We start from the raw sequence: 12,298 nt of genomic DNA on the forward strand, positions 1-12,298 counted from the left end.
GATGGACGCCGCCGGGTCAGTGCACCGCCGCCACGTACGCCGACTCGTCGCTCCACGGCACTGCGCCGACGGCGCGGGCCAGCCGGAGCCCGGCGGCGCGGTGCCTGGCGGCGGCCGCCGGGTCGCCCAGGGTGGCGGCGAGTTCGGCGAGGGTCTGGTCGACCGGCCCGAGTGAGATCGAGCCGCACTCCAACCCGGCGAACCGCCCGGCCCACGGCAGCAGCTCGCGATAGCAATGACGTGCGGCCGGGGCGTCGCCGATCCGGGCCGCGACCTGTCCGCGCAGCGTCGTCCAGTACAGCCACAGGTAGTCGGGGCGGATCGGCGCCTGCGGTCGCCAGACCCGCCGGGCCTCGGCGTGGTCACCGGCGGAGAGCAGAGCGTGGGCCAGCACATCGTGCGCGTCGTCCGGCATCCGGGCATGCACCTGCCGGATCTCCCCGAGCACCTCGTGGCCACGTCCGACGGTGCTGAGCACCGTGAACCGGCCCATGAGCCCCATCGCCGCCGCGTTCGGGCCGCCGACCCGGCCCATCCGGTCGCTGACCTCGGCGTACCGGCGCAACGCCTCCTCGAGGTCACCCCGGAAGAGGGCGCTCAGGCCGGTGAACCACCCCATCACGGCCAGGATCAGGCCGAGCTGTCCGGTGGTGGCCTCCTCGACGGCCCGGTCGACGTGGTGCCTGGCCCGGTCGAAGTCGGCGTCGGCGAGGGCCGCCTGATGGAGGATGTGGTGGGCCTCGCAACGGTACGCGGTGAGGCCGGCGGCCTCGGCCGTCGCAAGCAGTTCCCGGCCGACGACGGGCAACTCGGCGCGGAACGCCGGGGCGACCGTGACGAAATAGCGGGCGTTGAGGGCTCGGCAGAGCACCTCCGGGTCGTCCTGCCGGCGGGCCAGCGCGAGACCCTCCCGGGTGACCTGGTCGGCGCGCTCCTGGTCGGCGCCCTCGATCTCGAAGGCGAGCACGCTCAGCAGCCGGGAGCGCAGCACCGGACGGTCGTCGCCGACCCGGGACAGCTCCTGCTCCAGGAGCCGGACCAGCGGCTCGTCGACCAGGCGGTCGGGCCGGATGGTCCAGGTGACCGGGGCGTCGAAGCAGGTCAGCGCGGCGTGCACGGCGGCGGGGTCACCGATGCCGGTGGCCAGCCGGATGGCCTCGGCCCGAGCGGCGCGGGCGGTGAGCACGTCACCGGCAAGCGCGGCGGCCGCCGCCAGGTGGCAGTGGACGTCCAGACGGATCCGGTCGGGGGTGTTCGGGGCCAGGTCGACGGCGCGCAGCGCGCCGGCCCAGAGCGCGGCGGCCTCCCGCGGCGCACCGAGGTCGCCGGCACGGCGGGCAGCGGCGGCGAGATGGCTGATCGCGTCGGCGGCGGTGGCCGGGGTGAGGGCGGCGAGCGCGTGCCGTCCCTTCCCCGCCACGTCGTCGACCCGCCGCTGCTGGAGCACGGCGAGGATCCGGTTGTGCAGCCGGGTGCGCCGCAGCAGCGGAACGCTGTGGTAGAGCGCCTCCCGCATCAGCGCGTGGGCGAAGCGGACCCGGCCCGGTTCGGGTTCGACGAGCAGCCCGGCGGTCACCCCGGCCTCCAGTCCGTCGAGGACGGGTTCCTCCGGGCCGCCGTCGACCGCGAGCAGCAGGTCGACGTCGGCGTCCGGTCCGAAGACAGCGGCGTGCCGCAGCACCGTCCGGGCGGCGGCCGGCAACCGCGCCAGCCGGCGGGCCAGGACGTGGCCGAGCCCGGCGGGAATGCCGTCCAGTGCGGCCGTCGGCCCTTCGGCCGCGATCAGCTTGGCCAGCTCGACGGTGAACAGCGGGTTGCCCGCGGACCGTTCCCGGACGCTGCGCAGCAGCTCAGAGTCGGTGCTGTCCACCCCGTGCCGCCGGAGGAGTTCGGTGACCGCGTCCGCGTCGAGCCCACCGAGCTCCAGTTCGACCGCCGGTACGCCGGCCAGCGCGGCCCGGGCCGCCACCAGGTCGTCGGTCACCTCGTGCGGCCGGTACGTCGCCACGACCAGGACGGGTGATCGGGCCAGGGCGGTGGCGAGGTGGCGCAGGATCTGCAGGGTCTCACCGTCGGCGCGGTGGACGTCCTCGACCAGCACCAGCAGGGGGCCGTGCCGGGTCAACCGGGACAGGTAGGCGGCCAGCGCCCGGCGGAGGTGGAACTCGTCGTACTCGCCGCGGGTGCCGGTCGGCGGGGCGCTGTGCAGCAGCAGGCGCAGGCCGTGGGCCTCCGTCTCGTCGAGCGGGAGGTGCCGGCGGGCGGCGGTGACCACCTCGTGCCAGGCCCAGGCCGGTGGCGCACCGGCCACCTGCGGGCAGGTCCCGGTGACCGAACGCCAGCCCGCAGCCACGAGCGTGTCGGCGAGGTGACGGGCCACCGTGGACTTTCCCGCTCCCGCATCCGCGCCCACCCAGCAGAGGCCGAGGCCCGCCCCGGCGGCCCGGTCCGCCGCGGCACGCAGGCGGGCCAGTTCCGCCGTCCGGCCCACCGGCCGACCCGCGCGGCCCTCGGCGGCGGGCATCTCCCCCGGTTCGGCCGCCACGGCCAGGGACTCCGGTCGGGTGATCCGGGTGGTGACCTCCAGCCGGGGGCTCTGCCGCAGCAGGTCGGTCTCCAGACTCCGTAACTCGCGGCTGGCGTCGATGCCCAACTGCTCGGCCAGCGTGGCGCGGACCGTACGCAGGACGTCGAGCGCGTCGGCCTGTCGCCCGAGCCGGTACAACGCCACCGCGAGCAGCATCGCGGCCTGCTCGCGCAGCGGATGGTCCCGCACGTGTGGGTGGAGGTCGAGGACGACCTCGCTGGGACGGTCCAGGTCGAGCAGCAGCTTCGCCCGCTGCTCGACGGCGCCCAGCCGTAGCTGGGCGAGCCGCTCGGCCTCCCGCTGCGCCCACGGCTCCCCGGCGAACTCGGGGTACGCCGTCGCCCCGGCCCAACAGGCCAGCGCCTCGTCGAGGCCGGCCACCGCCGCGACCGGCCGATTGTCGACCGCCGGCGTCGCGGCCCGCAGCGCCGCCTCGAACCGCCAGGCGTCCACGTCCCGGGTCGGCAGCCGCAGGGCGTACCCGGGGGCGACGGTGACGAGGGTCCGGGCGGGGGTACGGGCCGGGCGATCGGGTTCCAGCGCCCGGCGGAGGTTCGACACGTACACCTGCAGAGCCGCCTGCGCGCGCGGGGGCGGGTCGCCCGACCACAGGTCCTCGACGAGCCGGTCGACCGAGACCGGATGGCCGCCGCCGGCGACCAGCCGGGCCAGCACCGCCCGCTGCCGGGGCGCGCCCAGGTCGATCGGGACGTCGGCGCGGGTCGCCCGCACCGGGCCGAGGACGCCGATTGTCGTCACGCCGTGACCCTAGCCAGGTGCGCCCACCGTGGAGATCCGGCATCCGACAGTCGCGCCCGGCAATCCCGGCCGGCCCGCCAAGGCGGGCTTAAGCCTGCGCCAACCGCGTCCCGGCCTCATGGAGTCCACGCCTCGTCCCGCGCCCGTGGGACACCGGAGGAAGGACACCCATGAGAACCAGGAAGGGCCACCTGCACCGGTGGCTCGCGGCCGTGACCGCAGCCGGCCTGCTCGTCGGATCGGCCGGGCCGGCGGTCGCCGCCGACCCGGTCGGCTATGACGAGCAGGCCGTCCACCACTCGCTGTTCGCCGCCGTGGTGCAGGTCCGTGAAGGCGGCACCCCCGCACTGGTGGACGCCGTACTCGCCGCCGAACTGAGCGACTGGCGCACCGCGCACCCCACCGCCGACACCGCCACGACCAACGCCCACCTCACTGCCACCACCGCCCTCGTCGGGCAGGCCGTCACCGCATCCGACGAGTCACCGGGGAAGCTGCACCTGCTGGGCGCGGCGGTGGAGAAGCTCGCCGGCAGCGGTGAGGCGCAGCCCGGCGGCACCACGCTCACCGCACTGCTGCGCAGCGTGACCGGTGAGGAGCTCGGCGGAATCGTCCCGCCGATCGAACAGATCCGCAGCGGCACCCAGGACTCCATGTGGGAGATGCTGTCCCGCGGCGCGCTCACCCAGGTCTGGGCGACGCTGCACGCCCGGGCCGCCGCCGACCCCGTGCTCGCCGAGGTCTGGAACGCCGCCGCCGGCGCCCGACTCGGCGTACGGCTGGACACCCCCGCGGACGATCTGGCGCAACTTCCCGAACTCAGCGGCCACCTCGACCTCGCCGCGATCACCGCGAAGCGGTACGACAAGGACGCCTACCGGGCAGAGATCCAGGCCCAGCTCGACAAGGCGCTCGCCGAGCTGCGGGAGCGGACGGCGGCCGCGGTGACCGACGCGGTGGCCCGGTCCGACCGGTTCCCGATCGACGGACCGGACAAGCCGACCAGCGCCGACGAGGCCGCCGCCAAGGCCAAGGCGGAGGCCGACCGCAAGCTCAACGAGAAGCTCGGCCAGGCCGTCACCGTGCTCGGCAAGCTCGCCGGCATGGTGGACAAGCAGTTCGGCAGGCAGATCGAGACCATTGCCAAGGCCGTCGTCGGCGCGATCTCCGCCATCACCACCTACACCGCGGCGATCTCCGCCGCCGGGATCACCACCGCGGCGCTGGCGATGTCCACGTTCACCCTGGTCGGTGGCCTGGTCGGGGCCGCCATGATCCTGCTTCCGCTGTTCACCTCCGGCGGCGGCGCCGACGACGCCACCGGGGCGCAGATCGCCGCGTTGCGCGACCAGATCAGCCGGCTCGCGGCCGGCATGGACCGGCGGTTCGACCGGATCGAGAAGATGCTCGGCGCCCTGTACGACGGGTTGACCGCCCAGCTCACCGCGCTCGCCCGGGAGCTCACCGAGGTACGCGCCCAGCTCACCGTGATCGCCGGACAATTGATCGTGCTCGACCAGCGGGTGGACGGCCTGGCGTTGGCGAGCCAGGCGGCGTTCGAACAGATCGCCCAGCAGCCGCTGCGCACCGGCATCGACCGGTACGTGCACCGGGAGGCGCGCACCGGATCGACGATCGACTCCTTCGCCACCTACTTCGACCAGGCCGACTCACCGACGCGTACGTTCGCGGTCGACTCGGCACGGCAGGCGCCCTTCGTCGTCCCGACCGGCACGTCGCTGACCGACCCGGTCGCGACCGTCGGCCTCCACCTGCCGGCCGGCGCAATCGACTACCTGGCCCAGTGGGCGGGCGCCCGCGGGGTGGCACTGCCACCCGCGCCCGGCGATTCGCCGACCGCCGGAGTGGCGAACCCGTCGGCGTGGCTGCTGGGCGCCCGGGCGAACCTGATCCTGCAGCTGCAGAACCCGCAGTACGCCGCGCAGGTCGGCGCCGCCGAGACCCAGAGCACGATCGCCGCCGGCGAGGCGGTGAACCGCCGGGTGCGGCAGTTCAGCGCCCCGGGCCCGGACGGTGGCACCAACGCGCTGTTCCAGCGGCTCATCACCGACTACCGGGCGGCGACCGGCCAGTGGAAGGCGGCCCTCGACGAGGTCGGCCGGGCGGTGCGCTGGGTGGAGACCGACCGCGACTACGACATGTGGGGCAGCGTCGACCAGGACATCCCGGCGGCGGGCCGGATCGCCGACGTGCCCCGCATCCCCTACTGCGGGGGTGGCGGCTCGGTCAGCACCCCGACCCGGGTCAACCGGGCGGCCCTGCCGAACGTCTACCACCTCGCCAACTACGCCATGCCGCCCGGGCACCGGCCGGAACTGCGCTCCTGCCTGGACGCCGACTTCGTCGACGTGGAGGTGATCGACGGCCCGCGTACCCAGCGGACCAACGGCGACCTGCGACTGGTGGTCCGGCAGCAGGCCAAGTGGCTCGGCGGCGACTGGCAGGACGTCCGCACCGTGACGTGGCGGACCCACCTGACCGACATCTGCCTGTGGGACCAGCGGTCCAACCCGCCGAGCGGCTACTGCCGGGAGCCCGACTACTACGTCAACCAGAAGTGGGAGTCGACGTACCGGCCGGCGCTGGACAACACCGGGGCGGTGGTGGACAACGACGCCGCGCCGGCTCAGGCGCGTACCAAGACGCGGGCCATGCTCACCGGCAAGCAGCGCTACTACTACCGGGTGGCGGCGCTCGGCACCGGCGTCGACCGTCCGGCGGCCGGCACCTGGTCGGTCTCCCAACAGCTGTGGGACGCCGGGAAGAAGGTCTCCGACGCGGTCCGTATGCTGCAGATCTTCTCCGAACTCGGCTGGTCGTCGGCGTTGGAACGCGACGACGTGCTGCACGGGCAACTCTTCGGTGACCGGTCGCTGCCCGCGGACTACCGGTTGCCCCGCAGCCAGGACAGCTACAACACCGGTTCGCTGCACCTGGCCAACGCCTACCAGCGGGCACTGGCGAACTACGCCACCTGCGCACAGCCCCTGGACTGGGATCCCTGTCAGGCAGACGTCTCCGGGCTCGACCCGATGCTCGGGCAGGAACGCTTCGGCGCCGGGTGCGCCCCCGCTCCGGCCGGTCAGGCGCCGCAGGATCCGCTCGGCTCGTGCATCATGCAGGCCGCGACGGTGGGTGCCGGCACTCTGGCCGACCGGTACGGCTACTGGTCCGGCCGGATCAGGGCCGGCGGTCACCAGGAGGGCCTGACGTCGGTCAAGACCGTCGTCGGCCTGCTGCGGGCGACGAACGTCAGCGTGCACGCCGGCTGACCGGAGGGGACCGGGGGCGCACCGTGGGGTGTGCCCCCGGACGACCCGCTGAGGGCCGACGCGGACCAGGGCACCGTGACGGAGGCGGCAGCTCGAATTGGCGGCCCAGTGGGCGCACACCTCGAAGCGGGTCAGCCGCGCGTCAGGTCCAGTCGAAGCCAGTCGGCCAGCGCCGCGATCTCGGTGTCGACGGCGTCGGCCTCCTCCGCCGTGAACGGCTCGTCCTGGTGCACCGCGTCCACCCGCAGCACGCCCGCCCGACGATCGGCGGTGGCGTCGAGCTTGCCGACCAGGCGGTCGCCGTGCAGGAGCGGCAACGCGTAGTAGCCCCACCGCCTCTTGCCGGCCGGCTTGTACATCTCCAGCCCGTACTCGAAGCCGAAGAGCTCCAGGGTGCGTCGGCGGTCGTGGACCAGCCGGTCGAACGGTGACAGCAGGGCGGCACGACCGGTGAAGGGCTGCCCGAGCCGCGCCGGGTCGACCCGCCACCGCCCCTTGACGCCCGCCACCTCCGCCGGCTCACCGGCCTCGCCGACGTCGTACGGCTCGATCGGGACCTTGGTCGTGCGGGCGCGGGCGATCCCCAGGGCGCGCAGTCGGCGCTCGTCGCGGCGGCGCAGCGCGTCGGCCAGCGGCACCACCGGATCGTCGGGGTAGACCCGTTCGGCGAGGTCCCACAGCCGGTCGCGGCCCGACCGGCCGGCGACGGCGACCTCTCCGCGCGCGGACATCACCTCCAGCAGCCGGATGACGTTCTGGTCGTTGGTCCAGCCGGTCGACTTCCAGGGCACGACGCAGGTGTCCGGGAGCCGGCGCGAGGGCAGCGGCCCCTCGGCGGTCAGCCGGGCGAGGATGTCCCGGCGGCACGCGTCGTTGGCCCGCACCCACTCCCGCTGCCGGGCCTGCCAGCCGACCGCCGGTCCGTCCCGCCGCTCGGTCATCTCGGCCCGGTACAGCGCCAGGTCCTCGGCCGGCCGGATAGTCGCCGCCAGCTCGATCAGCGCCCGGCCGCCCAGCGCCGCGACCAGGTCGGCCGCCGCGTACGCCGGGCCGAGGCGGCTCCACGCCACCAGGTCGGCCGTCGGTGCGACCGCCGCCGTCGGGTCGATCTGCAGCAGGGTCAGGTGCCGCACCGTCTCGACCAGCCCCGCCGGGCGCGCCGCGTCCAGCAGCTGCGCGCGGACGGCGATGCGACGCGCGTCTGCGAGCGAGAGCTGGTGGACGGTCATCCCCGGAGGCTAGCCGGACGGTGACGCCGAGGCTGCCCGGTGGGAGCCGCCGAAATCGGTTGCCGGGCACGACCCGGACCGACAGGGTGTACGCCATGACGTTCTGACGGCCCGCCTCCGGTCCTCCCGCACGCCACGGCGCCCATCGGTGCCGTGCCGCCGTCCGTCCATCCTCTCCGCGAGAAGTGAGCCTTCTTGTCCGCGTACCCCACGCTGCCCGGATCCGCCGCCAGTGTCACCGTGTTCGCCTCCCCCACCAGCTGGATCGAGTCCGCCGCGCTCGACCAGTGCCGACAGGTGGCCGCCCTGCCCGGCATGGTCCACGTCGCCGGCATGCCGGACCTGCACCCCGGTAAGGGCGCCCCGATCGGCGCCGCGATGACCTCGACCGTGCTCTACCCGCTGCTGGTCGGCTCCGACATCGGCTGCGGGATCGCCGTGTTCCCGATCCGGCTCAAGCGGGCCGTACCGGAGCGGCTCGCCGCCCGCTTCCCCGACCTGGACCGGGCCCTGGACCCGGAGCGGGACGCCGACGACCCGGCCTGGGCCGTCGTCGAGGGCGACGTGCCGGCCGGCCACCTCGACGGGCTGGGTACGGTCGGCCGCGGCAACCACTTCGTCGAGCTGGCCCGGATCGGGACGGTCCTCGACCCGTCGCACGCGCGGCGGCTCGGCCTCGACGCAGGCGACCTGGTGCTCGTCGTCCACAGTGGCTCGCGCGGCCTCGGCGAGCGGATCCTGCGGGAGCACACCGAGGTCCACGGCGCGGGCCCCGCGCCCGATCCGGCGGCCTACCTGGCCCGGCACGACGCGGCCGTGCGGTGGGGTGCGCTGAACCGGCGGGTGCTGGCCGCCCGGGTGGCGTACGCCCTCGGGGTGCAGCCCTCCGCCCCGGTCGTCGACCAGTGCCACAACCTGGTCGAGGTGCGCGACGGGCACTACCTGCACCGCAAGGGCGCCGCCCCGGGCGACGGCCGGGACGTGCTGGTCGCCGGCACCCGCGGCACACCGTCCTACCTGGTCGCCGCGCACGCCGGACCGCAGGCGAACCACTCGGTGGCGCACGGCGCCGGCCGCAAGATGTCCCGCGCCGACGCCCTGCGCCGGGGGCGGGCCAAGCACACCGTCGAGGAGCTGCGCCGCACCGCGCTCGGGTCGGTGGTGGTGTGCGGCGAGCGGCAGCTGCTGTTCGAGGAGGCGCCGACGGCGTACAAGCGGATCGAGCAGGTGATCGGTGACCTGGTCGACCACGGCCTGGCCACCCCGGTGGCCACCACCGTCCCGCTGGTCACCTACAAGACACCCGACGCCGGCACCGGGTCGCGGCCGGACCGGCGGCGGGGGCGGCGATGAGCGTCCACCTGCTGCTGTCGGCCGGGCGTGGTCCGCAGGAGTGCGCCTGGGCGCTGGCCCGGCTGCTGCGCCGGCTGGAGGCCGACGCCGCCCGGCACACCCTGACCGTCCACCGGTTGGAGACCGTTGCCGGGGAGCGGCCCGGCACCCACCGCTCGGTCCGGTTGCGGATCTCCGGCGCCGACGCCGAGGCGTTCGCCGCCGGCTGGACCGGCACCCTGTGCTGGCAGGCGCCCAGCCCCTACCGTGCCGGCGTGGGCCGGAAGAACTGGTACGTGCTGGCCCGACCGTACGAGCCGGGCGGGCCGGCGACACCGTTCTCCGAGGCGGACGTCGAGGTGGTGCCCTGCCGCACCGGCGGGCCCGGCGGGCAGCACCGCAACAAGGCCAGCACGGCGGTCCGCGCCACCCACCGCCCGTCGGGTCTCGTCGTCGTGGTCGACACCGAACGCCAGTTCACCCTGAACCGGCGCCTGGCGGTGCGGCGGCTGCGGGAGCGGCTGGCCCACGGCGACGAGGCGGCCCGGGCGGCGCTCGACGCGGCGCGCTGGCAGGTCCACGACGACCTGGTACGCGGCGATCCGGTTCGCGTCGAGCGTCCCTGACCGGCCCGCCGCCACGCCTCCGGTCCGGGGCGCCGCCCGCCGATGGCCAGGACGACGGTCGCGGTGGCGAGGGGCCGGAGTCTCGTGTGGTCTCCCGAGATCGACGCACGTGCACCTCCTGCCTACTCACCCGGCCGGGGCGGGGCAACCTCAACGGGCCCCCTTCCCTACGGTGCGCGGGGCGACTACGGTCGCTCTCAGCTGCTCACACGTCCTCTCCGGTCACCGCACCGGCCCGGCGAAGGGAGCCATCATGACGATCGGTCACGTCGGTGTCGGTCACGGGCCACGCCGGGTACTGGCCCTGCACGGCTGGTTCGGCTCGGCGCGCGGCTGGGGCTGGCTGCCCGAGCTGATCGACGGCGAGCGTTTCACCTGGGCTTTCCTCGACTACCGGGGCTACGGCGAGCGGATGGCCGTGGCCGGCGAGCACAGCATCGCCGAGATCTCCGCGGACGCGTTGGCGTTGGCCGACTCCCTCGGCTGGGAGACGTTCTCGGTGGTCGGGCACTCGATGGGTGGCAGCGCCGCCCAGCGGGTGCTCGCCGACGCCCCCGACCGGGTGGAACGCCTGGTCGGCATCAGCCCGGTCCCGGCCGGCGGGGTCCCCTTCGACCTGCGGAGCTGGGCGCTCTTCGACGGCGCGGCGGGCAACCCGGACAACCGGCGGGCGATCATCGACCTGACCACCGGCAACCGGCTCGCCGGGCACTGGCTGGACGCGATGGTCCGCTTCTCCCTCGACCAGTCCACCCCGGAGGCGTTCGGCGCGTACCTCACCGCCTGGGCGCGGACCGACTTCACCGACGAGGTGAAGGGCAACCCGGTGCCGGCGCTCGCCGTCGTCGGCGCGCACGACCCGGCGTTGGGCGCGGACACCATCCGGGAGACGTGGATGCGGCACTATCCCAACGCCGACCTGGAGGTGCTCGCGGAGGCCGGGCACTACGCGATGTACGAGACGCCGGTCCGGCTGGTCACGGTGGTCGAGGAGTTCCTCGGCCGGTGACCGTCGACCCGACGCCGCTGGTCGACCCGCGCACCTACCTGCACGGCGTCCCGTACGACCTGCTCGCCGCGCTGCGGGCGGCCGGGCCGGTGGCGTGGGTGGACGAGCCGCCGCTGCTGGGGCTGCCCGGCGGCCCCGGCTTCTGGCTGGTGCTGCGGCACGCCGAGGTGGCCGGGGTGCTCAAGCAGCCGCAGGTCTTCTCCTCCCGGCTGGGCGCCACCCAGGTCCGCGACCCGGCCACGCCGGACGACCTGGCCTACGTGCGCCGGATGATGCTCAACATGGACCTGCCGGAGCACGGCCGGCTGCGTCGCCCGGTGGCCCGGGCGTTCACCCCGCGCGCGGTCGCCGCGCTGGAGGCGTCGATCCGCGCGAACGCGGTGACGCTGGTCGAGCGGGTGCTCGGCGACGCGGACGAGGGCACGTTCGACTTCGCCCGGGACCTCGCCGCCGACCTGCCGCTGCTGACCCTCGCCGACGTGCTCGGGGTGCCGGAGCCGGACCGCTGGCTGCTCTACGACTGGTCGAACCGGGTGATCGGCTTCCAGGACCCCGAGTACGCCGGGTCGGCGGCGTTCGACCCGGACGCCGGCACCGCCCTGGCACGCCAGGCGCTGCGGCACCGGCCGGCCCCGGACGCCGACGGGCGGATGCCGGACCCGCGTACCCGGGCCGGGATGGCCGATCTCTACGCGTACGCGCACCTGCTGGCCGAGTCCAGACGCCGCGACCCGGGGCCGGACGTGATGTCGGTGCTGCTCGCCGAGCGGGGCGACGAGCGGCTGTCGGTGGCCGAGTTCGAGAACATGTTCTGGCTGTTCGCGGTGGCCGGCAACGAGACGGTCCGCAACGGCCTGCCCGGGGCGATGATCGCCCTGCTGGAACACCCGGCCGAGCTGGCCCGGCTGCGCCGGGACCCGGCGCTGCTCGACACGGCGGTCGACGAGCTGCTGCGCTGGTGGACGCCGGTGATGGTGTTCCGGCGCACGGCGGCCCGGGACACCGAGATCGGCGGGCGGCCGGTGCGGGCCGGCGAGAAGGTGGTGGTGTCGTTCACGTCGGCGAACCGGGACGAGCGGGTGTTCGCCGACCCGGACCGGCTGGACCTGGGCCGCCGGCCGAACCCGCACCTGACCTTCGGGCACGGGCCGCACTTCTGCCTCGGCGCGCAGCTGGCCCGGTGCCAGCTGCGGGCGCTGTTCGAGGCGCTGCTCGCCCGCACCACCGACCTCGGGTACGCGGGTGAGCCGGTCTATCTGCGGTCGACCTTCCAGCGTGGGGTGAAGCGGCTGCCGGTGCGGTGGCGGCGCGCTGCGGCACGCCCGTCGCTCCCTTAGGTCCATCGGCTACGTGGTGATCCAGGCGTTCGCCACCCACCGGCACCGCCTGTGGGCCGTGCTTGCTGCCGCCGGGCTCGCCCTGGTGGTCGGCACGGTCGCCTGGACGAGACTGCGCCCGCCCCG

7 protein-coding genes are annotated in these 12,298 nt (G+C 74.8%); 5 read left to right on the top strand and 2 right to left on the bottom strand.

Annotated elements, in window-relative coordinates; all coding sequences use genetic code 11:
• Positions 1–16: 16 nt before the first annotated feature.
• Complete coding sequence (locus GA0070564_RS08230) at positions 17–3,346, bottom strand: ATP-binding protein (protein WP_091605174.1); 3,330 nt, start codon at positions 3,344–3,346, stop codon at positions 17–19.
• Positions 3,347–3,516: 170 nt separating this feature from the next.
• Between GA0070564_RS08230 and GA0070564_RS08235 the strand changes: the two genes are divergently transcribed.
• Positions 3,517–6,639, top strand: a complete 3,123-nt coding sequence (locus GA0070564_RS08235) for a hypothetical protein (protein WP_091605177.1) — start codon at positions 3,517–3,519, stop codon at positions 6,637–6,639.
• Positions 6,640–6,770: 131 nt separating this feature from the next.
• Here GA0070564_RS08235 and GA0070564_RS08240 read toward each other — a convergent pair whose 3' ends face one another.
• Entirely contained in the window at positions 6,771–7,868 is a 1,098-nt protein-coding gene (locus GA0070564_RS08240; protein ID WP_091605180.1) for a DNA glycosylase AlkZ-like family protein, read from the bottom strand.
• A gap of 195 nt (positions 7,869–8,063) precedes the next feature.
• Between GA0070564_RS08240 and GA0070564_RS08245 the strand changes: the two genes are divergently transcribed.
• From GA0070564_RS08245 to GA0070564_RS08260, 4 genes are all read left to right on the top strand, one after another.
• Entirely contained in the window at positions 8,064–9,221 is a 1,158-nt protein-coding gene (locus GA0070564_RS08245; RefSeq protein ID WP_091605184.1) for an RNA ligase RtcB family protein, read from the top strand.
• Complete coding sequence (gene prfH / locus GA0070564_RS08250; RefSeq protein WP_091605186.1) at positions 9,218–9,826, top strand: peptide chain release factor H; 609 nt, start codon at positions 9,218–9,220, stop codon at positions 9,824–9,826. Before GA0070564_RS08245 ends, prfH begins: the two co-directional genes overlap by 4 nt.
• A gap of 253 nt (positions 9,827–10,079) precedes the next feature.
• Positions 10,080–10,835 carry an alpha/beta fold hydrolase gene (locus GA0070564_RS08255; RefSeq protein WP_091605191.1) on the top strand — a complete coding sequence of 252 codons (756 nt, stop codon included), beginning with the start codon at positions 10,080–10,082 and terminating at the stop codon, positions 10,833–10,835.
• A complete protein-coding gene (locus GA0070564_RS08260) occupies positions 10,832–12,172 on the top strand; it encodes a cytochrome P450 (RefSeq protein ID WP_091605194.1) in 1,341 nt (446 codons plus the stop codon). The genes GA0070564_RS08255 and GA0070564_RS08260 overlap by 4 nt, the downstream gene beginning before the upstream one ends.
• Positions 12,173–12,298 lie beyond the last annotated feature (126 nt).

The organism is Micromonospora mirobrigensis (assembly GCF_900091555.1).
Lineage (GTDB): Bacteria > Actinomycetota > Actinomycetes > Mycobacteriales > Micromonosporaceae > Micromonospora > Micromonospora mirobrigensis.